We start from the raw sequence: 24,944 nt of genomic DNA, 5'->3' as shown, positions 1-24,944 counted from the left end.
CGCTTATCCATTATCTGCGGCCAAAGCATTCAGAACGCACCATGCGGCATATTCCGGGATACTTTGCGGCAGTAAGGTTTTGTTATACGGGAAGGTAGCCGTTTGTATCATTCCGCTTTCAAGGCGCACCGACATCTTCATTTTCCCCAACAGGTTATCGCCGGTGACAACGCTTGCCAGCGTCGGGTTAACGTTGATTTCGGCAGCAAGCAGCGGCTTGCCTCCGGCCGTATCTCTCTCATTCAGGAGCAAAACTGAAAGGGCGGCGTCCGGCGTAGTCCAGCGGATATCGCAAATATCATTCAGCAGGTTAACGGCTGTTTTATTATTTTTACTGACCAGTTGCGCATCGAAGATTTCATCCAGGGTATTGAGCATCGCCTGCGGCATGGGCTGCGACGGCGGCGTTTCTATTTGCACCAGCACATACGGGCTTTTCCACAAAAAATGGATATCCCATTCGGTAAACGGCAGCAACTCCCTGACCTTCGACCCCACTTCGCCCTCTGAGATACCAATCAACATCCAGTCGTACTTGTTCTTGCCCGCCTCACGCTTCTCCGTGAGCGATAAAAAACCGTCCATCATCGGGGGCGCCTGAGACGGCGGCCCCGGCAACACAACAACCTGGCTACCTCCACAGGCAATATAGAACCCGGGAGCAGTACCGGAAGGGTTAGCGAGAATGCGGGCGCCCGAAGGGAATAAAGCCTGCTGGCGGTTCGATTTATCATCCTGCACTCCAAGCTGACGCAGCTGTTGCTGGATGGTTACCCAGACATTCTCGTGGTGAATAAGCGGCTGATTAGCGGCGTGCGCTACCGCCTCGCGGGTTTTATCGTCCGAAGTTGGCCCCAGCCCTCCGCACACCACAATTAGCTCATCCTGCCCGCAGCAGGCGTTAATCTCACCGCTGATTTGCCGGATATTGTCCGCGCAGACCGCCTGCAACCTGACCTGATAATTGGCCTTCGCCAGTTGCTGGCTCAGATGCTGCTGATTGCTGTTCTGATACTGCCCCGACAGCAGCTCGTCGCCGATGGTTATCACGCTGGCCGTGCGCATTACCGCAGGTGCAATAATGGCGCGGATTATAGCGTTGGCCATTTGCTGCGTGGTCGCCGCGCCCCCCAGATCATAGGTGGTTATTTTGCCTTCCCGAATAACCCGGTCAACGGCACGATTAATCGCCTCTGCCTGACGGTTAAATCCCAGATACTCCAGCATCAGGGCGATGCTGTAAAACATCGCGGAAGGGTTCGCTTTGCCCTTCCCGGCCATGCCCGGCGCGCTGCCGTGTACAGGTTCAAAATAGGGAATATGGCTCCCGACGTTGGCGCTTGGAGCCAGTCCCAGACCGCCCATAATACCCGCCGCGAGGTCGGATAAAATATCGCCAAACATATTCTCGGCAACAATAACGCCGTATTCATCAGGCTTGAGTACCAGCCGCAGCGCCACGGCATCAACGTTCTGGATATCCGCCGCGATATCTGAAAACTGCGCCGCAACCTCGTAGAAGACCTCTGCGGCGAACTGGCCGCTTTCGCGCATAACGTTGGGCTTATCGGCAAAGGTTACGCGGCTAAAATGGTGCTGACGGGCATAATCAAAAGCCGTATAAAACAGGCGCTCCAGCCCAAAACGAGTTTGCAGGCGCACCGTCCACGCGGCCTCTTCCGAGCCATATTGATCGATGTTTGGATGTTTTAGCCAGCCGGAAACCTCCTCGCCAACACCTTTAAAATCCAACCCGGCATAAAGCCCCTCGGTGTTTTCACGAATAACGCAGCAGCGGAAAGGACGCCGGTCGCCTTCAATATATTTAACCGGCCGGATATTGGCGAACAGGCCCAGCCTTTGCCGTAGCTGGATAACGGGCGACAAATAAGCAATATTCTCGCCCTGAAGGTGTGAAGGCAGAGCGCGCTCGGCTTCGGCTTTACCTTTGCTGGTAACCGCACCGAGCAGTATGGCGTCCACCTGCTTTATCTCGTCCCACGTTCGGGCCGGGACAGGGTCTCCTTCAGCTTTCCAGCACTCCCAGCCTATCTCTCCCCACGAGAGCATTATTGGCAAATTTAACGCGCTAATCACCGGCAGCGCCGCCTCGCAAACTTCCTGACCGATACCATCGCCAGGTAGAACCAGTACCTTTTTCATAGTTCTTCAATCCATTCGTTAACCAGCAGATTGATGGCGGAGGCGTTATCATTCCATGGCCGCATGCCCGCCCCCGGTATACGCTCATAGCGGTGATTTGGGTTACCGCTGTGGGTCTGGTTACCCCAGGTCGCCAGCTGTGATTTTTCCCCAACAATGCCGAGATATTTCCCGCTGAACTTTGCCATTGCGGGCCTGGCATCTAACCTGCGCAATAAAGAAAACCCGCGCAGCATTCTTTCTATCGCCACTTTCCGCTGCGACTCGGGGATAGTATTTACAGCGTGCAAAGACGTTTGCCCCTTGGGTACCACAAACTGATTCAGCGCCTCGACGGCCTCATCCAGATACCCTTTGCTCAGCAACGACACCAGATAACCGACGCGTTCATTTAATAGATAGTCAGCGAAGCCCGGCGCGCTGATAGAAATAACGCCGGTCAGGCAATCCATTCTTGGCGATAATATCTGCACCAGTGTCCCTGCCATTGCAAAACCCACCAGCAGGAAAGGTGAACCCGCTCTGGCAATAAGCTCATGATGGACCGATTCAATAGTTTCTTTTGGGTCAGCGGAGTGGATCAGTGATAACGTATCCACAAGCGATACCTTAAAGCCTTTATTCGACAGCAGCGAAAGCAACGGTTTACAAAACATGCCATCGTCCCAAAGCGGCATTACCGGCGCCATAATAACGACGTCCATTCTACTCATGCCACTTTCTCCGCCGTAAGTTTTTTAATTTCTTTAAAAACCGAAAGGACATCCTGCCCAAGGGTAGCTTCTACTATTGCCCTGTAATCAGCACTGAGGTTTGACAGCCCCATAATCATATCCAGCACGGAGCGCTTAGAAGCATTAAAGAAGTCGCCGGACTGTAATATATTAATTTGGTTTAAAACAACGCCGATGTTGTATTTCTCTTGCTGCTCATAAAAATTAAGCAATGCGAGCCAGCTTTCCAGGGCTAAATTCCCTGCGCCTTTACCCATCCCGGTCAGCGAGCTATCGATGAATGTGGCGCCTGACCTAACCGCCTCGATTGAATTAGCCACGGCCAGACCAAGATTATCATGGGCATGAAAGCCAACGTCCAGATGAGTCTTGAGCCTGATAAGACACACCATGTGCGACACCTGCTCCGGCAGTAAACTACCGTTTGAATCGGCAAGGTAAAAAATATCCGCCCCGGCATCCTGGTAAAGATGCGCAATCTCAATCATCGTATCGGTACTTACCTGACTTACGCGCACTAAATTAATGCTGACCTTCAGGCCAACTGATTTGGCAAACTTACATAATTCAATAGCACGTTGTGGTTTATCTGCTTTAATACAAAGGCGAAGCATACTTAAGCCACTCGCTTTCATTTCTTTAATATCTTCGGTCGTAATATTATGCGGGTGAGCAATCACTACTATTTTAACATTGGGGGCAGCGGCGTGAATAAAATGTATATAGCTGTCCGGAGACAGGCCGGTCATGCCAATATTTGGGATTGGTTTAAAAGATCCATTGCGATAGCCAACCTCAATCCATTCAACGCCGCTTTCGGTCAGCATCTGAGCATGTTTTGCTGCATAGTCAGAGGGAAAACAAAAACCGTTCTGATAGCCGCCGTCGCGCAAAGTTACATCAATATTATTTATCACTTTATTTCACTCTCTTTATTTTCCATAAAATTAACCAGCCGTGCCTGGCCGAGCAAATAAATCACAAACCCAATTACCGCTACGGCGGCGATAATAAGCGCCGTCACTTCAGGGTTATGCGCTGAGACTTTGCCGATAAGAAAGGCTGACAATGCGGCGCTACCAAGCTGTAGCGCCCCCATCACGCCGGACGCCGTGCCGGACGCCCGTGAGTGGGCAGCAATAGCGGACGCCGTGCCCAACGGCAGTAAGAAACCGTTGCCAAAAGTAAGAACAGAAATAGCAATCACGCTGGAAACCAAAGGCTGCGGACTGATAAACATCTGTAATGCAAATATAATCCCCCCGAAAACAAAAATGATATATCCCTTACGCAGAGTTGCCTCAACGCCTTCCTTGCGGGATATTTTTTTGGCCGTCAGGTTACCCGCCACATAGCTCACCGAAAGCAGCACGTAGGTATAACCCACGTACACGGGTGAGAGTCCCAGTTTACCCAGCATAAACGGTGACTCTACGATGTAGGCAAAGTAAGCCGCATAGGCAAAACAGGGAATGGCCGCGTAATAGAGAAATTTTTTATTCAGTAAAACATTGCAGGTATTAATAAGTGATGCGGACAAACTCAGCCTGTGTCTTTTTTCCGGCGGCAAAGTCTCTTTTAATGACGTAAAACAGAGCCCCAGCGTCAGCAAGATAAATAAGGTTAAGAAAATAAAACATGCATGCCAGCCAAAATACTGCGTCAGTACGCCACCTATCATAGGTGCAATCGCCGGCGACATGCCGACAAAAGGAAAAATCACCAGATACAATTGCGCGGCAGACTTTTTATCCATCATGTCATTTATCAATGCCCGGCTAATAGTTATCCCGGCGCAGGAGCCTATCCCCTGAAAGAGGCGTAAAACCAATAGCTGGTTAATACTGGTGGTGTAGATTACGGCTATCGTTGAAATCAGCCAAATAATGCCCCCGACGATGAGTACCCTCTTCCTTCCGAGACTGTCGCTTAATGGGCCATATATCAGTTGAGAAAAAGAGACGGCAAATAAAAATATTGCGATAGCATTCTGTATTTGTGCCTCGGTAACCTTATAGTAATGGCTCATGCTTCCGAGCGCAGGCAAGAAAATATCGGTAGATATTAACCCGCCAACGGACAGGCAAACGATCAACACCACCAGAGGCGTTGTGAGTGTTTTTTCCATCAGTATATCAATACTCTGGTTTAACTGGGTGGACAGACGATAGGTTAAAATTCCAGCTCTATAAATCCTTATCTGCTAAACGCTCTGTTGCCGATCGGTAAACATTAAATGGCCCGAAGGTGTCACAACCTTCAAATGAAAAAAATCCACGCAAAGGCGTGGATTCGGTTTAATTCTATAACCAGATTATTGGTCAGAATGTTCAGGATAGAGGGTTGTTTTTGGCAACACACGTTTATCCAGTCGATGAAGGCCGTAATACAGAATAGCCGTCCCAAACCAGCCGATAATCCAGGAAACGTCGTTACCGTCGAAAATCCACGTTAGCGATCCATGGAATAAAGGATTTTCAATAAAAGGCAGCTGAATAAGGACGCCGAAAACGTACACGCCAATGCCAAATAGATTCCAGCGCCCGTAGCGTTTATCGGCATCGAAAAGCGCAGGAATATCTACGGCGCGGGCTGAGATCAGGTAGTAATCGGTAAGGCCAATCGCGCTCCAGGGTACAAAGAATGCCAGTAGAAACAGCAGAAAATGCGTAAAGTGTTTGAGGAAAGCCGGTTCGCTAAGCAATGCAATAACGCAGGAGGCCGCCACCATCAGCACCACAAACAGAACGCGATTTTTTTGGCTCAGCGTAACCTGCTTGCGGAACCCGGAAACGATTGTCGTCAGCGACATAAAGCTGCCGTAGGCATTGAGCGTGGTAAAGGTAATTTTGCCGAAGCAGATGGCAAAATAGATGACCATCGCCATGGTTTCGGTTTTCCCCAACCCGACAATGTAGCTCACCTCGTGGCCCGAGAAAGCGCTGCCCGCGATGGCGGCGGTAATCACCCCAAGAGACATTGAGGCCTGGGTGCCTAACACCGTCCCGCTAAAGACAGAAAAGAACACCTTCGGGCCTGAAACGCCGCGCGGCAGGTAGCGCGAATAGTCGGAGACGTACGGGCAAAAAGCTATTTGCCAGGACGATGAAAGCGACACCGCCAGTAAAAACATCGGTAGAGAGAAATGGTTGTTTTGCATAATCACGCTGAGGTCGGTATTCAATAGCAGCGAGGCAAACAGCCAGGCGAATGCCAGCACGCCGACGATGCTCGCCACCTTGCCCAGCTTGTGAATAACGCGATATCCCAGCACGGCAATAACAACAATAATGGCGCTGAATAAGATCATCCCGCTAACGTCGCTTACCGACAGCAGCCGCGCCATAGCCTGCCCCGCCAGCACGGTGCCGCTCGCCGAAAAGCCGATATACATAATGCAAACCAGCACCAACGGAATGACCGCTCCGTATACGCCAAACTGCGCGCGGGTAATTATCATCTGCGGTAATCCCAGCCGCGGCCCCTGTAACGCGTGGAATGACATCACTACCGCGCCAATGATTTGCCCGACCAATAATCCTATAAGTGACCAGACCACGTCTCCGCCCAGCACAACCGCAAGCGCGCCGGTCACAATGGCGGTGATTTGCAGGTTGCCACCGAACCACAGCGTAAACTGGCTAAAGGGGTGCCCGTGACGCTCGCCGTCGGGGATATAATCGATGGAACGGGATTCCGTAAGCCGGGCCGCCCCCTTAGACTGCTCTTCTGTAGATGAAAGTGAAGACATAACTACCTCGCTAAAACCTGTTTAAACGGCGCCATATCGGGCAAACATCACATGACCAATCATGTATATACAACCACTCTCGCGAGTAGACACCTGCGAAAAAGTGAAAGTGAGAAGCTGATTGTAGATTTTATGTAACCAAATTGATGCTTACATGTGCCAATACAAAACGGTGATGGCTGCAAACCGAAGGATAAGCAAGATGTATGGAAAGGCGTGGAGAGGTTCACCGCGGGAATCTGCACAACTGCCGCGGTGAACACTCATACCAGGTGAACGGCTACCGGCTAAAGCCCTTCGGGGCGAGGCACTTCGAAGTAATTACCGTTGATATCTTTCTGGAAGTAGCTCCCGTTACGCACGTAGTATCGCTTGCCGTTATAATCCAGCACGCTGATGCCGGCCCCCGGGCTGGATGGGGTTTCAACCCGAACGTACTCCGCCCCCTGCCGCTGGTAATAAATACCGTTGACGACATAGTAAGTCAGCCCGCCGACGATAATCGCGGTTGCAAGACCGGGCAGAACGGTCAGGCGTGGCCCCGGATAAAAGTAGTGAGGCCCGCGATAGAATCCTGGCCCATGCCCCCACCATGGCCCCGGGCGAGCCAGTGCCAGCTGAGGCACAACCATCAACGCAGACATCGCTAAAACATAAAGTTGTTTTTTCATCTTAACCCCCCACTCCCGTGGCCGGGCGTAACTTTTAGCCCGTTATCTGTCGATTATATGCCCGCCCTGTCCCGGTTTACCGTAGAGGAATGGTAAATCCCCAAAATCTCCACAATCCTCCTTCAGGTGTTTTTATTTATCCCCAAATGTAAAAAATCCACGCCGGGGCGTGGATTTTTTAGTCGATGCGATGTGACCGGCGTTGATTTATTCGAAGTACACTTCCGGGTTATCGGCCAGGGAAATATAGGTCTTGCTGTTTCTGTCCAGCGTGCGAATTTCACCGCTTTCGATGTCATAAACCCAACCGTGAAGACGCAGGCCGCCGTTACGCAGGCCAACCGCAACCGATGGGTGGGTTTTAATGTTATTCAACTGGGCAATAACGTTCTCTTCCACCATGGCGTTAACTTTGTCGGTTTCGTTATTCCAGGTTTTCTTTTCAACCACCGCTTTCGCCGCGTCTGAATAGTGCAGCCAGTGCGCCACGGCCGGCATCGGGTCAAGACACTGGCAGGAGGCGATGGCCTTCATGGCTCCGCAGTTAGAGTGGCCGCAGATAACGATATCAGTCACGCCAAGCGCAACCACCGCGTACTCAATTGTCGCCGACACGCCGCCCGGCTCAGGGCCGAAGGAAGGAACGATATTGCCTGCGTTACGGATAACGAAGAGCTGCCCCGGATCCTGCTGAGTCACCAGCTCTGGCACCAGGCGGCTGTCGGAACAGGAAATAAAAAGCGCTTTAGGATTTTGGCTGGAAGCCAGGCTGCGGAAGAGTTCTTTGCGTTGCGGAAAAACTTCTTTCTGGAAGCTCAGAAAACCTTCAATGATATGTTGCATAGCACATTCTCTTATTCTGTATTGACCACGACATGATAAAGATCACATCCAGTTAGTCCAGTCCCTGCGGCCAAAAAGAGAGATTTCTGGTCGCCCTTAACCGCCACTTTGCTCATCCTCATGCCGCATTTTAATAAGCATATAGCTGTTAAGCAGTTGCCGTAGCCTGCTCTCCAGCTGGCCTTGTAACGCCTGCGGTACGGGCTCATCGGCGGGCAAATCCTGTAACCGGCGAACCAGCTCTTCGGCAGGCACTTCGTCATTCAGCGATTTTGAAACAGAAAACACCACGGTTTTTAGCTCGCTAACGGTCAGGTATTTTCCCTTCTTCTCATCCAGCTGGTTCAGGCGCTGCTGGAGCATTTGCAGTTCGGCCACGCCGTGACGCCAGCCTGCCGCGCCGGATGCCGGTAGCGCATTGGCCACCATCATCGCCCGCCATTTTCCTGCGGCGTTTTTCGCCATTTCTGAACCAGGGTAAAGCTGCCAGGTTTGCTCCACCAGCCGCTCCCCGTGCAGCAGCGGCCAGTACGGAGGGAGCCTGCCAAGCTCTTCAAGGCGCGACTGCAATTGGCTGCCATAGGCCACGTTCTGATGCAGCCAGCCCGGGGATTCACGGTGCAGTGTTTCGACCTCTGCCGCTGGCAGAGTTGCCGGTAATTCTGCAACCGAGGCCATCAACGCATTTTCCGCCGGATGATTAAGCAGAGCAGGAATGGCTACGCCAACTAGTCCCGCAAGGGCCGCCGAAACCGCGAGGCCGCAAACAAAGGCTTTAAGCGGCGTAATACGGCGTGGGGCTTCGGTTTTAATCTCAACTTCTACTTCTGGCCTGTCGTGTACCACATAAACCCAGCGCGGAGCGCCTTCACTCGCTTCTGAATTTACCGTATGGATCGGCAAAACCACGGCCTGAGGCTGATGTTCCTCGGGTGCTGCCGCATCGCTGTTTTCAAGCCGGGTAATGTCGTTTTGCAGCATCTGGCGCAGCGCCTCAATCCCTGCCGCATTACGCAATTCGAGGCGCTGCAATACCTCGCCTATAGCCGCCAGTAACCTTTCACTTCTGTAGAGCGCCGCAAGGTCCACGCGCTGGAGGCTCAGCGTGCGGAACACCTGCTGAAGCCTTTTACTCAGGCCGCTGATTATCTCAATTCTGGCGTGTACCGAAGCGGGCCACATGGCCGACCACTGGTAGCGAACCAGGGCATCCACTATCGCCAGCCCTTCGTTAAAACCGTAAACCCCCGCAAGCTGGGTTCTTGCCAGAGTGAACCAGGCCGCCGTCTGAAGATCGACGCCGTTAGAGTCAAATAAATTAAGCGCCAGGCGTTCAACATAGGCCCAGTTAACATCGGGCCGCGCCGGGTGGGAAAGCTTGCCGAGTTCATCGCGCAGCGCTGCGTAATCCGGCATTGTTCGGGGATCGCCCCCGGTTTTGAGTTGGCGTTCGTATGCCTGGGACATAGTGATATCCATTTCGACTGTAAATGACAAAGTGAGGATTAAATAAACTGGCTGGTTTCGAGATAGTTTTGCTGTTTAAGGTGCCTGAGCATCACCTTGCCCTCCGGCATAAACTCGGTGCCGTAGCGCACCAGCCCAATGCCTTTTAGCTCCGCATCTATGGCGTAGCGGAGTTCGCCGGGGATATTTTGCCCGAGCATCACCACCTTGATGGCCTTAAGCCTCGGCTCGTATTTCAGCAGCACTTCGGACAGCGTCGCCATCAGCTGATGAGCCGTACCCGGCATGCCCTGAAGGATTTTGGTCATATCCGGCAAGCCGTAATCCGGCAGGTGTGCCAGAGTGCCAGCCCGCGCGTTGAGGATGCGCTGCATATTATCCAGCACCGACAGCACCACCTGGTTTTCTTCGCTCACGTTGTGCAATTCAAGGCCGCCGCTGTAGCTGCCGGTCAGCATTTCATACAGCGAAGGGCCATTATGATTATCGGGCATCATTCATCCTTAAGCGGGAGGAGTTTCAGGCCATGGCTTCCTGCCTCAATAACTCTGGCCTTATCCGGGTCGAGCGCTTCGCGGCTCATCACCAGCTTCCAGTTATTTTTTTCCATGTCGGGATGGCGGAAGAACCCAACCACCGCAACAAATTTAGCCTCAGCCTCCATCGGCATATCCAGCGTGGCATCCTCACCCGGTTTTATCACCAGGCTGCGGCTCGCAAGCTGGTCGCCGTCCAGCAGGCTGTCTCCCTCGGCCAATAACTGCTGATACAGCGCTTTATCAAATACCTGGCGATCTTTTAGCTGGTAAATACGCACCACCATAGGTTCGGAAAATGAGCGAATTTCAGTTGGATCGGTGTTAAGCGCCTCACGGGCGGTAAAGTCGAGATGCAGCACTTTGATTTGCTTATAAAATACTGAACTAAATGCCGATTTAGTTCCGTCCGCAACGCTCTGGCCAAGACCACAGCCGGACAAACCGCAGGCAAGCAGCGCCATCAGCATTGATTTAGTCAAATTTGTAGGTAACACGTCGATTTCCTTTTTGCAGTGTTGCCGGTTTAAGGCCGCCGTAGTAGCCAAGCTCCGTGGTAAACGTTCCCGGCACTTCCTCTTCCGGGCAGCCCTCATCGCCCCCCAGAACGCCGTTCATTCCAGGCCAAAAAGGCGCTTCGCCCAGGGGCGGTATGGTTAACAAATGCGTCGCGGCCGTCAGCGTGATCCGCGCCTTAAAACGCCAGCCCAGATAGACGCGCAGCATCACCATAAAGTCCTGATATAGCTGCCCGTCTGGCATCCAGCCTTGAGCCTCGTCCGCAGATCCGGTCTTCAGCTCAATGAGAAGTTGGCTACTGGCGTCCATCACCTCATCGCCGAGGGGGGCGTTGCCGTCCAGCAGAATGTCCTCTTCGCCACTGAATGCCAGAGGGTGTGCAACGGCAACCGGCCTCAGCGAATAAGGGCTAACACAAGCCGTTGTTTCCGGGGCCAGAAGCTGAACCAGGGCCCGCACCCCTTCCTGCGTTTTACCGGGCTGGCGCAGTACGCCAAGCAGCGCGAGAAAACGGGACACCGGCGTGGCAATGTGGTTTGCCGTCCCGGGTATCCCCAGCCCCACCAGCCCCAACAGCGACTGTGAAATAGCATCCGTCCCGCCATTTTCAAAAGTGGCCGGATAGGAGTATTTCCGCCAGATGCGATAAAATTGCGTAAGGATGCGGTGGCTGAAAATATCAAGAAAATCCTGGAGCGCCTCGTGCCCTTCCCTGCGTTGGGTAATATCATCCAGGTAAGCGGTAGGCAGCGGGGAGTCCACGCCGTACAACCCCATGAACGTGGTACGAATAACCGGCGGCTTGTCGGCATTATCCTCATCGTATTCAACCGCTCTTAGCTCACCGGCCGGGAAGCCCATGCCCGGCCAGGGGCTGAATCGCACCGGATCGTTTGCCGGACTACCGCCCCCCAAAGGCGCATTCTCCGGGTGCTGCTTCTCAATGAGCTGGCAAAAACGATAAAAGTTAACCCGCGAAATATCTTTTGCCAGGTCGCGGCTTAACCCGGAATGCGGCGGTTGTGTTTCTCTTCCCATTCCAGGCGCTCTCCGGTTGGTTGCAAAATGATAATCAGGCGATTAAACAGGTAGATATCGGTATACAGGGCAAAAAATCGACTCAGCATTTCACCGAACAAACAGATATCGCCGTGCCCGGCAAAACCTCCGCTGTTGAGGGTCACTTCTATTTGTACGCCGCGTAACAAATGGCCCTGTTCGAAGCGCTCCGTTTCACCGTGGCTGACATCAATAATCGCTTCGAGGCGGCGACGGTTCATTTCACTGTCCGTCCATTCATAAAGAGCCAGCGTGCCGCGCAACACCTCTGCGTTATCCATCATGGAAAGAAAATTACTGCCGAGGTGGCTTAAAATACGCCAGTGAAAGCGATCTCTGTCCGGGGGGTAACAGGGCAGAGTTGGCGCACAAAGATTACGCACGGCAATACTTGCCGAGGTGGTTTTCATCACGCTATCAAGCACCGTACTTTGCAGCGCCCTGCGCGGGAGTTGCCCGTTAGTGCCGGTCAGCGTTAAAGACAGGCTTTCATCTGCCGGCACGGTATGGTTATCAAATGCTTCGCCGCCGAGGATTATCCAGGTATTGTGCAGCCCGGAAGGGCCGCGCCGTATGCGAGTATGGTAATAATATTCGGGCGCTTCGTGCCGCATCATCCCGCCCTTATGGCGGAAGCTGGAAAACGGCACATAGGTGTTTTTCCCCGAAGACAGGACCGAGTCAACCGAATAGATCTCGGTGTGCCCGTCCTGAACACGCATTGGGCGCAGAAGGTATTCCGTTTGCAAAGCGTTAATGGTCAGTGGGTCCGATTCCAGCAAAAATAAGTTAACCACCGGCACGCAGTTCAGCCGTAAATGCTTCTCGGTGAAACTAAAGTCATGCTCCCAGCGCTCAGAAAGCACGACCTCAATTTCAAACCAGGGTAATTGAGGAGGAAAATCAATGCTATCCAGTCCATGAAGACCGGCGAACATGAATTTTTCACGAAAGGTAAAATACTCCAGCAGCAGCTGGTAGCCGCTAAAGCTGGCACTTCCTTTTGGCCATAAGCCGCTCTCCTCGTCAAAACCTGAAGCCGTGAAATATCCCGCAAGAGGCCGACGCTCTGCTTCTCCGGCCAGACGTATCCACATGCGTTCAACATTCAAAGTAAAGGTTTCGTGCATCGCGCATGCCAGCGGCGCATCGGCGTTGAAATACAACGGCAGGCAGCTAAGATCGATGCGGCCCCAGTCCGCAAGGCTGCTGCACTGAAAGCGCATGTTAATCACCGACCGCCCCTCTGAGTCGGTCGTCAGATTGGCGTTTTCCAGCGACAGCGGCTGGAGGTTTATCTCCTGCGTGGTGCTATAACGGCAGCGGGTATTCTTCTCGCCGATGGGCCGGGAAAGAACCTCAAAGCCCTTTTCGATGCGCATCTTCTCTTTCATTTCCCGCCAGTCGGGCGTGAACTCCACAATCGACATAGAAGGAATGGTGCGTAGATAGTGTGGCCACAGCAGGCTGACCAGCCCCTCCGTCAGCTCGGGAATATCGTCGTCAAGCTTCTCGCGCAGCCGCCCCATAAGAAAGGCAAATCCCTCAAATAGCCGCTCCACATACGGGTCCCGCGCACCAGCTTTATCGAGGTTTAGCATTGCGGCACGTTCAGGGTGAGCGCGGGCGAACTCCTCCCCGGCTTCCAGCAGATAGCGCATTTCAGCGTCGTAATAACGCAGAGTTAAATCGTCCATAAATTTATATTCTGTTTGTTCGGTAGGTTAGCCGCACAATACTGCGGCGCGAGCGGGATCGAGAGACAGCAGCCCGGCAAGTAAAGTATCCATCTCTGGCTGGAGGCGGATTTTATCCGTCTCGCTACGTGCCGCCTTCATACGCAGCAGCTTCAGGCGGCGCGCCCTCACTTCAAACAGCAAATCTGGCGTCCATTGTTGCAGGGTTATCTGCCGGGCGGCGGCATCCAGCTCCCCGAGCAGATGCAGCGCCATCTCGTTTTTACCGTATTGTTCGGCGACCCGCGCCATAAGCAAACGCATCAGCCAGCGGTCACGCGGGGTTGCCATGCCCGGCCGATTTTGCAGCCAGTTGAGAGCAGACTCGATACCTTCCCCATCGGCTTTTGCCAGCACTTCCGGCTCAAGAGCGAGGATGTCATCCTGTGTTGCAGGAGCCGTACTAAGCGATTCGCTCTGCCAGCTGCCGGGCTCGGCGATGATCTTTTCACCTATCCAGCTAAGCGTCACTTCATCGGCAAACGGCGTGCCATCGTCAAAAGCAAGAGACTCCAGGCCCGGCAGACGGGCAAGCAGCCCTTTAAGGTCATGGCACAGGATATCTGCCCGGCAGCTATCGGAGTCCATCTTCAGCAGCGCCTGCCACGCATACCATTGCACGTCCAGCCAGAGGTGATTTACCCCACGCACAAACAGGCTGTCGGTTTGTTCAAGCAGCTCCAGCCAGCTTTGCTGCAGGTATAAACGCTTAAGCCGGGCGCGATGATCGGGCTTGGGTGCCAGCAACCGGGTACGGCTGTTAGCATCAAGCGGAGGAAGCTGTGTCAGCGTATCCCAGCGCACGCTTTTGATAAGGTGATGCCCGGCAAGCCAGCCGCCGGGCTGGTTACGGAGGTATTGAGCCAGCACTTTTGCCTGGTCAAGAAGATCGCGCCCGGACGCCACATCGGTCATGCCCGGGACTGCCGCGCCGCCGGGAGTTGACGCCGGAAGTGCATCTTCGTCCCGGCTGGTTTGCGGCACTATGCTCTGCGCGCCACCGCTTTGCGCCAGCCGGTTTTCGAGCGCCTGATATAAAGGATTGAGTTCAGGAAGCGCCTCTTCACTCCCTTGCTGCAAAATCTGCTCCGAGAGGAGCAATGCTCCCACCACGCGCTGCATCACGGCAACGTCCACTTCCGGGTACAGCGACAGGCTGTCCAGCATTCTGCTGCTGCCCAGCCACTGGAGAGCAGCTCTTCTACTGCGGTCGCGGAGCGGATGCAGCCTGGAGCCAAAATGCTTAAGCATTCCGGCCAGCAGCTCCAGCCCCTCAGCCAGACCGGTTTCGCCGTCCTGATGCAGGCGAGCCCACACGTAAAAAGTGACGACACGTAAATCCTTGCTGACGCCGGTCAGCAGCTTTTCAGTCAGAGAGCAAATCAGGCCGGTATCAATCCCCGAAAGCTGGTTAACTTCTTCACGAATGCGCTGAAAATCGTCGTCATAGCCGGGATCTTCCCCCACTGGATTGTCGTCGCTCAGCGGCTGAAGCCAGTTATCCCACAGCTGAAGACGCGTAAGAGATTGTTGGATCAGCTTATTTTCATCAGCCCCGCAGGCTAAAACTAAATTGTGTAGAGAGGCCATTAATTCACTCCATCCATGGGTATAGCATCGCCTTCATCGGCAAATTGCCCCAACACGCCAGGCTCCACGCTAAATATTTGCGCTGGCAGGGTAAAATTACGCAATGACAGCAGTTCCAGCGGGCCATTCCCCAACTGTGTGCGCAGCACCCACTGTAACGTTCGGCCATCTGGCGCGGTGAAGTTCATCATCCAGTGACTGCTGTCCAGCCGCTGCCGCTTGCTTTGCTCAAGCCAGCGAATAAAGCCCCATGTCCCCACATAGTCGCCAAACAGGCGGGCGCCGCTCCCGGTTGTAGTCCAGGTCAATAGCGTGCCGGGTTTATAGGTTTCACCCGGCCAGCGGAAGCTTTGCCAGTCAGCCATCTGGTTAAAATAATGCAGTTTTTGCCCATCAATGGTGAGCTGCGTTTCCACCACCTGCGGCACGGGGCGCGCCTGTAGCTCAAAACCGATCCCCTGCCCGCCGTCGGCGAAGAGAACGTCCGACAACTGGCTGAGCTGATTGACCGCCTTGAGGAACGCAGGATTAAAGGTCAGCCCCTGGCTATGAGCATTATCCGGAACCCACCGGCTGCCTTCTTTATGCAGCACGCCGTTGAGTTCGGTGGCGAGAAAACGATCGATGCGGCCCGTGTCTTTGCGGATAAACTCGGCCAGCATCGGCAAAGATGCATCGCTTTTGCTTGCCGCGAACGGAAAACGCCCGTCAAATGCCGTATGCCAGTTTGCCACTACGGCCCGGTTCCAGCGCTCGTTGAGGCTGGCCGCCGAGGGCTGCAACACGGTTTCCCAGGCCTGATTCAGAGGCTGGACAAACAACGTGTTGCCAAAACCACTCCACTCTTCCCCAAGGCTTGCGGCCACCAGGCTGCCGTACTGCTGAGTGTCGGTCAAATCGACACTTTTTCCCTGAAACACGGTTTGCGCCAGAGTCTGCATCATTTCCTGCGGGTCCGACGCGCTGGCGATCTGTTGCAGGCGCAGACGCACGCGGGTAATGCGGGTCAGGTATGTTTGCAGGCTCAGCGAACTGTCCGCCGATATCGCATCGTTGTTTTTATTTTTTCCCATAAGCTGAAGCAGCGGCCCAAAGCTTTCGTCCAGCGGGCCTTGTGGCCCCAAAGCGCTCTGGTCGATGGCCGGTTTATCTTTGCTGTTGATTAAGTCCTTAGCCGATTTGATTATCGAGTCTGACAAACCTTCACTTTTCTGCCCGGCCTGCCCCTGCCGCGCCAGGGTATTCATCAGCGCAATCAGCGGCGACTGGCGAACATCGCTCATCAACGTCAGTTGATCGGTGACATCCGCGATATTATTTGCCGGGTTAAGCCGCAGGCTATTGAGGAAGTTGAGCCAGCTGCCGGCGAAGTCGGTGAAATAACGCTGGGTTAGCCGCTCCCGAAGCGCTTCCGGAGCCAGGTCAGCGGAAACCGCCTTACGGCTGTCGCTCAGCACCCAGTCAATTTCATCCCGGCGGGTATTAGCAGCCTTATCAATGGCCTGCTTAACACCGCCTTCCCATGCCTCACGGGTGAACATGCCCGGCACGCTCTCGTCGGTCGAGAACAGACGGCGCGCGTCCGTGCCCGGGGTCATATCCTCAAGCGAAACATCGGCAAAATTACGGCGCACCGATTTGAGCATGTTTTCATACAGCGTGCTTTCGGCATTACGGCGGCCAATTTGCTGCAATAGCACCTGGCGACTTTGGTTAACCAGGGCGGCGTTCGGGGTGATTTTCCACTGCGGCTGGTGCGGCAGCTCAGAGATATAAAATGCCCAGAGGTCGGGCGACAAACTCTGCCATAAACCTTTGGAGACGCCGTTCAGCTCAGGCTGTACGGCCTTCATGGTTTGAGCATAAAATGCGCCGTCCGCTTTGTCCGGCCGCGCCATCATCAGCCAGGCTTTTAGCTGGTCGTAACCCGGTTTCGCAAGCTGGGCGCGCTGGTCGCTATTCGGGGCAGAATTGACCAATGCGCCAAGCTTACCGGCCAGGGCAGCATTGGCCGGGTCGCGAATCAGCCGATTGTTAACCACGCCATACCAGGGCAGCATCGCGCCAAGCAGCTGCTGGCTGTGATCCAGCCCAAAACGCTGATACCACGGGGAACCATGCAGTAGATGGTTCTGCAGGCTGCCCGCGTCGTTGCGCAGACTGTGGAGGGAAGTCAACTGAGCGTCAGAAACAGCAGGGTGTTCCACCAAATCCCGGGCTTTGCTTGCCACGGTAGATATTTGCTGCCAGTTCAGGGCGAAGGAGATAAGCAGCCCCGCGCCCCATATCCCGATAACGCCCATCACCCCCCAGGCAAGCATTCGCTCCCACGCAAAACCAACACGGCGCCCGCGCACGCGGCCACAATCGTCAATAATGGCCTGCCAGGTAGCGGGGAGTGCCAGCGTATTTTTACGGCCAGCGGCCAGCGGCGTCGCCGCGCTTTCCCCTGCTCCCTCGCTATTCTCCAGGCTAAAGGCCAAACCTCGTAGGGGAATGCGCTGCTGGCTGGCATACAGCCAGGGTGCCAGTTGCTGCCCCCAGAGGGAGATGCCTCCGTTCTTAAGATGTTGAGCTAGCCGCAGCAAAAAGTCATGGCCGTTATTCTCCACAACCTGACTCATGCCTCTGCTGCTAAGCTCCGGCAGTAAATTTTCCAGCTGGTGAGCAATATCATCCGGCGTGGCGCGCGGCGGGAAGGCAACGCCAACCGCCTGTTCGGTTCGGCCACTTTGAGACCAGCCGCTGGCACATAGCTGCCACAGCCAAACCGGCGGCTGGTAGCGCAGCAGCTCGCCAATCTTCTCCAGCCCGCGCAGGTCATCATCACTCTGCCCCGGATCGAGACTAAGCCCCTGACCAATAACCCGGACAATCCCGTCCAGCGGGCGGCCACGGCGTAGCTTGCGTAGTGAAGCATATTTTTCGGCATTAATTTCCGCAGACAGGCTGCCGCCGTAGATCAGAACGGTACGGTGACCTTCCAGCCACTGGTTTTCCTCTAGCCCCGGAAGCAGTTGATTAATGGCCGCCTGGTCACCGGTGACCAACAGCAGGCGGACTTTGCTGCGCCAGAAAAAACTGTAGCGGTCACGCATAGCCCGGCTAATGCGTCCTGTCAGCGTCATTTGCCCGGCTTGTTTATCTCGCTGGGTTTGCTTTATGCCCTCTTTAGAGGCGCGCTTTATTTGGTTGCGCACCCAAAGCTGCCAGCCGGCAAAAACCAGCGCGGCGACACAAAAAGCCATGGCCCAAACTATGCCGCAAATAATCAGGATAGGCAGAATTTGCGACCACTCGGTGGAGGCTTCCGTTGCGAAAAACCAATAAATAATGCCACCCAATAAAACAGCCAGCGTCATTGCGGCAGCCGCTATAAACGTTGTCGACGCCACGGTGATACTGTCCGGGTGTTTTTTGTCCTTATCCATGGGGCTTGACGATTCCAAGTGCGAGTGAGTGTTGAGGGTCGGTGGCTATCCAGCCGCAAGGCTCCTGCCGGGTACGGGCAAATAACGCAGCAAGGGAGATGACGACCAGGGCCTCCATTTCCCCCAGATCTCCCCAATAGGTGTCCTGCAGGTATTGATTGAGACTCCAGCCGCAGCTGTCCAGTTCAGGCCGTTCGGGCTGGGTAAAGAGAATGCATTGCTCCGGAGTCTTGTCGCTCTCGCTTTGTTCCTGTGCCCGCTGGCAAACCTGCAAAAGGGATTCAGAAGACGCAGCCTCGAAAGTTTCCCCACGGGTCAGCAGGACGGGGGCTTCAGCGCTAACCAGCCAGAGTGCTGCCGACTCCCCGACAGGGCGTGGCATTCCGGCAACCGCGGGGACAGACAGACACCCGGCAACCAGTATTAGCGAACCGGGTTCTGCTTCACTGAAAAAACCGGCAAGTTCAGCCAGGGTTTCTTCGCCTTTCCAGGCTTTTGGCTCAGCAGGCAGCGTAACCTGCGGAAGACTCGTCTTCATCTGCGCTAAAAAATCGCCCCACGCGGCACGGCTTCCGGCCCAGTAACATCTTGCGGGAAGGCAGGTGTCTGGTATCTCGCCCTCCTGCACCCACTGCAAAGCCAGCATTTTCGCAAGCTGCTTTTCACGCTCGGCCAGCGCCGGAGAAAAAGTGCGGGCAACCCGCAATGCGTCAATAGCGCCCTCCTTTCGTGGCTCCGGGGGCAAACTCTCGCGGCGCAACACACGCAACCATTCCGACTCCCGGCTTCCGGCAGGCCCAATCAGGATAATCGTCTGCAAACCGAACGGCTGCCGGTGCCCGGCCCACCACGCCTGTTGTGCCTTTTCCACCCCCTGGTGCCAGGTTCTGGCGTTTAATACCGCGCCCCGGTAATACCCCAGGCGAAAAAGCCACAGCGTCCCGATAACGGCACAACCCGCCAGCATCACCGCAACCAGGGTGCCGCCGCTGGCCCCCGATTGATGAACCAATGCGGCGCAAATACCTGCCGCCAGCGCCGCCGCAAAAGCCGCAACAAGCCAGCGCTTTGCCACCGGCGGCCGTGCAACCCGGTAAGGCGGGAACAAGGGAGGCGCTCTCACGTTTCAATACCAAAATCGGGAAATGAACTCACCAGCGTGCAGCCGCAGCGGCACTTATGCCCGTGAAGCGCAACCGGCTGGCCGTCGACTTCGGTAAGCGAGCTGCCTTCCGCGATAGTCGTCATGCCGTGTTTATTACATTTAACGGCATCGCCCTTAGCGGCAATACCTTTGCCAAAACAGAGATAGTGGCCGCCCAATACCCGGCCGCCATGCTCCTTCAGGGTGTCACCCTGACGAATAATGTTTTTCATATGACGTCTTCCCTGAGTCAGGAAATGAGCGTTGAAGCGGCTTCTTTCGCCCACTCTGAATGGATGATGGATTTTGCGAAGGCGAGGCGTTGCTCCTGCACGGCGGCCGTTTGCTCGGCGACCACAACGCCTGGCTGGGGAGTAAAGGCTTTGAGTTTTGCGGCATCCGGGCTCATGGCAATCGGCAGCCCGGTGAGCAAGTCAAGAGCCTCAGACTCCAGCGAGAATATACCGGCCGTTCCCGCCAGGCCTGCCAGCTTCGCGGTTGTGCCCTTCTGCCTGAAGCTGAAGATAACCCCGCCAACCAGCGTTGCGGCCCCAACGACATTCCCGGCGATGGCCAGCGGAGACAGAGATTTACTGCATTCGCGGCCAAAATAGATCATCCGATAGCGAAAATAGCCGCTCCATAGCTCTCTCCCCTCAAGGGCATAGTGCATAAACCAGGCTCGGGAATCATGAACCTGATCGTCAAACAGCGCCCTGACAAGCCCTCCAGGCTGGTCCGCATTACTTTCCTCCCCCAGCAGTGGAAACAGTACCCGGACTTTATCTTCACCTTCGCGTTTCATTGTTGCGAAGTCCTGCCGCTCGTCATCAGAATTCATCATAAAGATTGCGTTGCGTGGAATAACGTCCAGTACCAGTTGAGGGAGGCTTTGCACGCTGCGGAACTCGCCCCGATAGTCTTCACCAAACTCCTGCGCGGCCTGCTGAAGCTGGGTTTTAGAGACTTCAGGGTCGAAATCTTTTATTCCCGGCTCCAGCACCAGATCTTTTATTTTTTCCGGAGGCGTATTGTCGAGCATATTTTTTCGCCTGGCTCTCACCGCGCCCTGTTCAAGTTCCCTTCTCACCTCGGCCTCTTTAAGCACACCCGACACACCATGCTTTTCTGACGCATCCTTGTAAAAGTGAGTGCCCAGCATCGTCCCGCGAGCATAGCGGTTAATGCGCCAGGCCGTTATCCAGGCCAACTGATTCTGGACCGCTTTTTCCAGGCTAACGGTGGCCCGGGGCGCCTCATATTTAGCCGCCTGCTCATCGGTGACGGGTTCCTTCGATAAGGGCTGGTTAAGGGTTAACTCTCGCCAGGCATTAAAACGGTTAATTAAAATCTCGGAAATATAAAATTCGGAGGCTAAATCAAATGGCATTACCCTCCATTTATTCGATACTAAATTTGGAGGTAGTGCTTGCTTCATAACTTTTAGTGGAGCGCCAGATTTAAACGCTAGTGAATAGAGATCTTGTAATATGATTTGAGATAATAAGTATCCATCGTTTTTCCCATTAGCTTTTCCTTGATCTCCAGGCGGATAGCCTCCCCCAATATCCGAATGCATTCCCGGGTAAATCACCTCCACGCTATTAGCCGGGTATTTCCCGTTCGAGCGTCGAATAGAATCAAGCGGGAAGCAGAGCCGCTGCTCGTGGGCAGAAACCAGGTGTACGCAGTCTTTAATAAATCCGCCGTAGGTTTTCTCATCAGGTAGTTCCTGAGTATCGTCCGCCCAAGACATATGCCCCTCGGCAAGGGGGAGTATATGCGCAGCACCGACGGAGGCCACGGTATCCAGCAGCCCCAGAAACTCCACGCTTAGCGGGATCTTCAGGTTACCCACCGCCAGGCACTGGTCGGGTTTTTGTTTGCCCTTCTCGGGTTTCGGCAGTAGCTCGCTTAGCCAGCGAACGAAGGTTCTTGCCGCCGCCGCCCCGCGGGAAAACCCGTAAATATAAAGCTTAACCCCCAGCAGTTTGGGCTGGCCTGGGTTTGGCGGCTGTAGCGCAGTCCCCAGCTCCTTCTCCAGTTTTTTTAGCTGGGAAGAAAATTCCTCGTAGCGATTATGGCTGCCGGTTAGCCCAAATGAGGCCATAGAGGTCGCCATATTCTTTAGCGCATCACGTGTTTCTCCATCTGATAGCTTACTGCTATCGGTATTGCTCTTGGACAAGGAACGTTTGAGGGCATCGATAATTCGCAGTAGCCCCCAGTTAATGCGATCTTCCCCCCGGTCCGCAAAGGCCAGCCCCCTAAGGGAATAGTCCAGGTCGTTAATTTCCGGGAAAGGCGTACCAACCCCGGGAATATAGTATTTAAAATAGCTTCCTTTCAGAGAGGAGTCCGAATCAAACAGCCCGCCGGTGTTGCTTACCCCCCCTGCCGTACCGTTACCGATGCTGGCCCTGAATAACCGGGCAATATTGGTCGGGTGCTTAGGGTTTGAAAGATAAAAGTCGTTATTCAGATTATTGCCGGTACCGTCAAAAAACAGGCTGATATGCAGAGTCTTGCAGCAGGGTAGCTCCACCACCCTGTCCGCCGCCTCACAAAGCGAATCTCGGTACTCCCGCTCCATACTTGCCTGCTTTTTGCAGTTCGCTCCTATCAGCGCGGCGCGCGACGGCAACCTTCCCTGAGCCGGGAAAGGCGGCGGGTACCAGGCCAGATCTGTCGTTACCTTGGGCATACCTTCGGCTCCTTCATCTCAAGCGGCAGTTTAATTGGGTAAGATGGGCTACCGTAGGTAAAGCAGCTGGTAGTCACTTTTACTTCGTCACAGGGTAAAAAATGAACGGTGATACCACAGGTTTTCTGCCCGGTGTAGTCAGGGACAGGCACTGTTTTACTATGTTGCCTATTATCCGCCTTCATTTTTTTTTCCCATGCCAGATATTTGGCATCATCTCCAAACCCAGGAAATCCATCCGTGTCTGCTCGCCCAGTCTCCCAGTCAACTCTCACCGTCATACCCGGCTTCCAGACGGCAGGCACCCCGTAGCAGCAGCCCCCGCCTCCGCCGTCGAACGGCCCGATAATATCGATCCCCGACTGGCCGTTAACGCTGAAGTTGTTGATGGCCCATTTGGTATGGTTTATCGCTTCTAAGGTTCCGCCACCGCCGCCGCTTTGTGTCTCCGCATGCGGCTGGCTGCAGCCGCCAAGTAACGCGATACTCAGTACTATGCCGTAGCATTGTCTCTTCATTACCTTCTTCCTTTTGTTGTGCTGTCCGGTATCTGGAAAATCCTTTAACCCTGCCCGCAGCCGCAGGCACGGTTAAATAATCTGGCTGACTTATTCAGCTATTGCCGGAAAAGGTGGCGGGTACCAGGCCAGATCTGTCGTTATCTCGGGCATACCTTCGGCTCCTTCATCTCAAGCGGCAGTTTGATTGGGTAAGATGGGCTACCGTAGGTAAAGCAGCTGGTAGTCACTTTTACTTCGTCGCAGGGCAGGAAGTGAACGGTAATACCGCAGGTTTTCTGTCCGGTATAGTCAGGTACTGGCACGGTTTTGCTGTGCTGACGACGTTGCGCCTTTATCTTTTTTGCCCATTCCAGAAATTTTTTTTCATCTGCATAACCTGGGAAATCATCAGACGAACCTTGCCCAGTTTCCCAGTCAACCCGCACCGTCATACCCGGATTCCAGACGGCAGGCACCCCGTAGCAGCAGCCTCCGCCCCCGCCGTCGAATGGCCCGATAGCATCAATTCCTGACTGGCCGTTAACGCTGAAGTTGTTGATGGCCCATTTGGTATGGTTTATCGCTTTGATTGTTCCCCCACCGCCGCCGCTTTGTGTCTCCGCATGCGGCTGGCTGCAGCCGCCAAGTAACGCGATGCTCAGTACTATGCCGTAGCATTGTCTCTTCATTACCTTCTTCCTTTTGTTGTGCTGTCCGGTATCTGGAAAATCATTTAGCCCTGCCCGCAGCCGCAGGCACGGTTAAATAATCTGGCGGCCTTATTCAGCTATTGCCGGGAAAGGCGGCGGGTACCAGGCCAGATCTGTCGTTACCTTGGGCATACCTTCGGCTCCTTCATCTCAAGCGGTAATTTGATTGGGTAGTTTTTATTGGTCGGCGACCAGCAGCTGGTGGTCACTTTTACTTCATCGCAGGGCAAAAAATGAACGGTAATGCCGCACACTTCCTCTCCGGTATAGTCGGGTAGAGGTACGGTCTTACTATGTTGTCTATTATCCGCCTTCATTTTTTTTTCCCATGCCAGATATTTGGCATCATCTCCAAACCCAGGAAATCCATCCGTGTCTGCTCGCCCAGTCTCCCAGTCAATCCGCACCTTCATACCCGGCTTCCAGACGGCAGGCACCCCGTAGCAGCAGCCCCCGCCTCCGCCGTCGAACGGCCCGATAATATCGATTCCTGACTGGCCGTTAACGCTGAAGTTGTTGATGGCCCATTTGGTATGGTTTATCGCTTTGATTGTTCCCCCACCGCCGCCGCTTTGTGTCTCCGCATGCGGCTGGCTGCAGCCGCCAAGTAACGCGATGCTCAGTACTATGCCGTAGCATTGTCTCTTCATTATCCTCTTCCTTTTGTTGTGCTGTCCGGTATCTGGAAAATCCTTTAACCCTGCCCGCAGCCGCAGGCACGGTTAAATAATCTGGCTGACTTATTCAGCTATTGCCGGGAAAGGCGGCGGGTACCAGGCCAGATCTGTCGTTACCTTGGGCATACCTTCGGCTCCTTCATCTCAAGCGGCAGTTTGATTGGGTAGTTTGCATTGGTCGGCGACCAGCAGCTGGTGGTCACTTTCACTTCATCGCAGGGTAAAAAATGAACGGTAATGCCGCAGGTTTCTTTCCCGGAGTAGTCTGGTAATGGGACAATTGCACTATGTGTTTTTTTTTGCATGTCCATTTTTCTTTGCCACTTGAGATATTTTTCCCACTGTTCATATCCGGGGAATCCTTCTGTCCCTCCTAATCCAGTTTCCCAATCTATTTTTACCGTCATACCCGGTTTCCAGACAGCAGGTACCCCGTAGCAGCAGCCTCCGCCTCCGCCGTCGAATGGCCCGATAGCATCAATTCCCGACTGGCCGTTAACGCTGAAGTTGTTGATGGCCCATTTGGTATGGTTTATCGCTTTGATTGTTCCCCCACCGCCGCCGCTTTGTGTCTCCGCATGCGGCTGGCTGCAGCCGCCAAGTAACGCGATGCTCAGTACTATGCCGTAGCATTGTCTCTTCATTATCCTCTTCCTTTTGTTGTGCTGTCCGGTATCTGGAAAATCCTTTAACCCTGCCCGCAGCCGCA

Annotated in this window: 21 protein-coding genes; all 21 read right to left on the bottom strand. The window is 54.2% G+C overall.

Going from position 1 to position 24,944, the window contains the following annotated elements; all coding sequences use genetic code 11:
• Positions 1-3: 3 nt before the first annotated feature.
• The 21 genes from FOC35_RS18635 to FOC35_RS18535 all read right to left on the bottom strand — a co-directional run bounded on the left by FOC35_RS18635 (position 4) and on the right by FOC35_RS18535 (position 24,879).
• Complete coding sequence (locus FOC35_RS18635; RefSeq protein WP_172569785.1) at positions 4-2,163, bottom strand: isocitrate/isopropylmalate family dehydrogenase; 2,160 nt, start codon at positions 2,161-2,163, stop codon at positions 4-6.
• Entirely contained in the window at positions 2,160-2,876 is a 717-nt protein-coding gene (locus tag FOC35_RS18630; RefSeq protein WP_172569784.1) for an alpha/beta fold hydrolase, read from the bottom strand. The genes FOC35_RS18635 and FOC35_RS18630 overlap by 4 nt, the downstream gene beginning before the upstream one ends.
• Positions 2,873-3,814, bottom strand: coding sequence for a 3-hydroxy-3-methylglutaryl-CoA lyase (locus tag FOC35_RS18625; RefSeq protein WP_172569783.1), 942 nt, complete (start codon positions 3,812-3,814; stop codon positions 2,873-2,875). Before FOC35_RS18625 ends, FOC35_RS18630 begins: the two co-directional genes overlap by 4 nt.
• Complete coding sequence (locus FOC35_RS18620; RefSeq protein WP_172569782.1) at positions 3,811-5,025, bottom strand: multidrug effflux MFS transporter; 1,215 nt, start codon at positions 5,023-5,025, stop codon at positions 3,811-3,813. Before FOC35_RS18620 ends, FOC35_RS18625 begins: the two co-directional genes overlap by 4 nt.
• Before the next feature lie 186 nt (positions 5,026-5,211).
• Positions 5,212-6,648, bottom strand: a complete 1,437-nt coding sequence (locus tag FOC35_RS18615) for a cytosine permease (RefSeq protein WP_172569781.1) — start codon at positions 6,646-6,648, stop codon at positions 5,212-5,214.
• Positions 6,649-6,935: 287 nt separating this feature from the next.
• Positions 6,936-7,319, bottom strand: coding sequence for a DUF6515 family protein (locus tag FOC35_RS18610; RefSeq protein WP_172569780.1), 384 nt, complete (start codon positions 7,317-7,319; stop codon positions 6,936-6,938).
• A gap of 207 nt (positions 7,320-7,526) precedes the next feature.
• A complete protein-coding gene (locus FOC35_RS18605) occupies positions 7,527-8,162 on the bottom strand; it encodes a carbonic anhydrase (protein ID WP_016536798.1) in 636 nt (211 codons plus the stop codon).
• Positions 8,163-8,258: 96 nt separating this feature from the next.
• Positions 8,259-9,629, bottom strand: coding sequence for a VasL domain-containing protein (locus tag FOC35_RS18600; RefSeq protein WP_254065309.1), 1,371 nt, complete (start codon positions 9,627-9,629; stop codon positions 8,259-8,261).
• Positions 9,630-9,667: 38 nt separating this feature from the next.
• Positions 9,668-10,123: a type VI secretion system baseplate subunit TssE gene (gene tssE, locus FOC35_RS18595; RefSeq protein WP_039898304.1), complete on the bottom strand. Its 456-nt coding sequence runs from the start codon at positions 10,121-10,123 to the stop codon at positions 9,668-9,670.
• Positions 10,123-10,662 (bottom strand): type VI secretion system lipoprotein TssJ, encoded by a 540-nt coding sequence (gene tssJ, locus FOC35_RS18590; protein WP_172569778.1) that lies wholly within the window; start codon positions 10,660-10,662, stop codon positions 10,123-10,125. The genes tssE and tssJ overlap by 1 nt, the downstream gene beginning before the upstream one ends.
• Entirely contained in the window at positions 10,640-11,722 is a 1,083-nt protein-coding gene (tssG, locus tag FOC35_RS18585; protein ID WP_172569777.1) for a type VI secretion system baseplate subunit TssG, read from the bottom strand. The genes tssJ and tssG overlap by 23 nt, the downstream gene beginning before the upstream one ends.
• A complete protein-coding gene (gene tssF / locus FOC35_RS18580; RefSeq protein ID WP_172569776.1) occupies positions 11,686-13,440 on the bottom strand; it encodes a type VI secretion system baseplate subunit TssF in 1,755 nt (584 codons plus the stop codon). The genes tssG and tssF overlap by 37 nt, the downstream gene beginning before the upstream one ends.
• A 27-nt stretch (positions 13,441-13,467) precedes the next feature.
• A complete protein-coding gene (gene tssA, locus FOC35_RS18575) occupies positions 13,468-15,069 on the bottom strand; it encodes a type VI secretion system protein TssA (protein ID WP_172569775.1) in 1,602 nt (533 codons plus the stop codon).
• The gene (locus tag FOC35_RS18570) at positions 15,069-18,500 is read right to left on the bottom strand and encodes an ImcF-related family protein (RefSeq protein WP_172569774.1); all 3,432 of its coding nucleotides are present in this window, start codon (positions 18,498-18,500) and stop codon (positions 15,069-15,071) included. Before FOC35_RS18570 ends, tssA begins: the two co-directional genes overlap by 1 nt.
• Positions 18,493-19,575, bottom strand: coding sequence for a hypothetical protein (locus FOC35_RS18565; RefSeq protein WP_172569773.1), 1,083 nt, complete (start codon positions 19,573-19,575; stop codon positions 18,493-18,495). The genes FOC35_RS18570 and FOC35_RS18565 overlap by 8 nt, the downstream gene beginning before the upstream one ends.
• Before the next feature lie 44 nt (positions 19,576-19,619).
• Positions 19,620-19,877, bottom strand: a complete 258-nt coding sequence (locus tag FOC35_RS18560; RefSeq protein WP_016536807.1) for a PAAR domain-containing protein — start codon at positions 19,875-19,877, stop codon at positions 19,620-19,622.
• Between the two features lie 17 nt (positions 19,878-19,894).
• Entirely contained in the window at positions 19,895-22,348 is a 2,454-nt protein-coding gene (locus tag FOC35_RS18555; protein ID WP_172569772.1) for a DUF2235 domain-containing protein, read from the bottom strand.
• Entirely contained in the window at positions 22,336-22,866 is a 531-nt protein-coding gene (locus FOC35_RS18550; RefSeq protein ID WP_172569771.1) for a DUF3304 domain-containing protein, read from the bottom strand. Before FOC35_RS18550 ends, FOC35_RS18555 begins: the two co-directional genes overlap by 13 nt.
• A gap of 140 nt (positions 22,867-23,006) precedes the next feature.
• Complete coding sequence (locus tag FOC35_RS18545) at positions 23,007-23,537, bottom strand: DUF3304 domain-containing protein (protein ID WP_172569770.1); 531 nt, start codon at positions 23,535-23,537, stop codon at positions 23,007-23,009.
• A 140-nt stretch (positions 23,538-23,677) separates the two neighbouring features.
• A complete protein-coding gene (locus tag FOC35_RS18540) occupies positions 23,678-24,208 on the bottom strand; it encodes a DUF3304 domain-containing protein (protein WP_172569769.1) in 531 nt (176 codons plus the stop codon).
• 140 nt (positions 24,209-24,348) lie between these two features.
• Complete coding sequence (locus FOC35_RS18535; protein WP_172569768.1) at positions 24,349-24,879, bottom strand: DUF3304 domain-containing protein; 531 nt, start codon at positions 24,877-24,879, stop codon at positions 24,349-24,351.
• Positions 24,880-24,944 lie beyond the last annotated feature (65 nt).

It is taken from the genome of Cedecea sp. FDAARGOS_727 (assembly GCF_012273235.1).
Taxonomy (GTDB): domain Bacteria; phylum Pseudomonadota; class Gammaproteobacteria; order Enterobacterales; family Enterobacteriaceae; genus Cedecea; species Cedecea davisae.
The sequence above is the reverse complement of the archived record's forward strand: the minus strand, read 5'-3'. Positions and strand labels throughout refer to the sequence as shown.

What these genes read in the sequence shown, in the direction of transcription:
- FOC35_RS18560 (WP_016536807.1), bottom strand. Translation starts at nt 19,877, where the DNA reads ATGAAAAACATTATTCGTCAGGGTGACACCCTGAAGGAGCATGGCGGC.
- FOC35_RS18570 (WP_172569774.1), bottom strand. Translation starts at nt 18,500, where the DNA reads ATGGATAAGGACAAAAAACACCCGGACAGTATCACCGTGGCGTCGACA.
- FOC35_RS18555 (WP_172569772.1), bottom strand. Translation starts at nt 22,348, where the DNA reads ATGCCCAAGGTAACGACAGATCTGGCCTGGTACCCGCCGCCTTTCCCG.
- FOC35_RS18550 (WP_172569771.1), bottom strand. Translation starts at nt 22,866, where the DNA reads ATGAAGAGACAATGCTACGGCATAGTACTGAGTATCGCGTTACTTGGC.
- tssE (WP_039898304.1), bottom strand. Translation starts at nt 10,123, where the DNA reads ATGCCCGATAATCATAATGGCCCTTCGCTGTATGAAATGCTGACCGGC.
- tssG (WP_172569777.1), bottom strand. Translation starts at nt 11,722, where the DNA reads ATGGGAAGAGAAACACAACCGCCGCATTCCGGGTTAAGCCGCGACCTG.
- FOC35_RS18600 (WP_254065309.1), bottom strand. Translation starts at nt 9,629, where the DNA reads ATGTCCCAGGCATACGAACGCCAACTCAAAACCGGGGGCGATCCCCGA.
- FOC35_RS18620 (WP_172569782.1), bottom strand. Translation starts at nt 5,025, where the DNA reads ATGGAAAAAACACTCACAACGCCTCTGGTGGTGTTGATCGTTTGCCTG.
- FOC35_RS18610 (WP_172569780.1), bottom strand. Translation starts at nt 7,319, where the DNA reads ATGAAAAAACAACTTTATGTTTTAGCGATGTCTGCGTTGATGGTTGTG.
- FOC35_RS18615 (WP_172569781.1), bottom strand. Translation starts at nt 6,648, where the DNA reads ATGTCTTCACTTTCATCTACAGAAGAGCAGTCTAAGGGGGCGGCCCGG.
- FOC35_RS18545 (WP_172569770.1), bottom strand. Translation starts at nt 23,537, where the DNA reads ATGAAGAGACAATGCTACGGCATAGTACTGAGCATCGCGTTACTTGGC.
- FOC35_RS18540 (WP_172569769.1), bottom strand. Translation starts at nt 24,208, where the DNA reads ATGAAGAGACAATGCTACGGCATAGTACTGAGCATCGCGTTACTTGGC.
- FOC35_RS18605 (WP_016536798.1), bottom strand. Translation starts at nt 8,162, where the DNA reads ATGCAACATATCATTGAAGGTTTTCTGAGCTTCCAGAAAGAAGTTTTT.
- tssF (WP_172569776.1), bottom strand. Translation starts at nt 13,440, where the DNA reads ATGGACGATTTAACTCTGCGTTATTACGACGCTGAAATGCGCTATCTG.
- FOC35_RS18635 (WP_172569785.1), bottom strand. Translation starts at nt 2,163, where the DNA reads ATGAAAAAGGTACTGGTTCTACCTGGCGATGGTATCGGTCAGGAAGTT.
- tssA (WP_172569775.1), bottom strand. Translation starts at nt 15,069, where the DNA reads ATGGCCTCTCTACACAATTTAGTTTTAGCCTGCGGGGCTGATGAAAAT.
- FOC35_RS18630 (WP_172569784.1), bottom strand. Translation starts at nt 2,876, where the DNA reads ATGAGTAGAATGGACGTCGTTATTATGGCGCCGGTAATGCCGCTTTGG.
- FOC35_RS18535 (WP_172569768.1), bottom strand. Translation starts at nt 24,879, where the DNA reads ATGAAGAGACAATGCTACGGCATAGTACTGAGCATCGCGTTACTTGGC.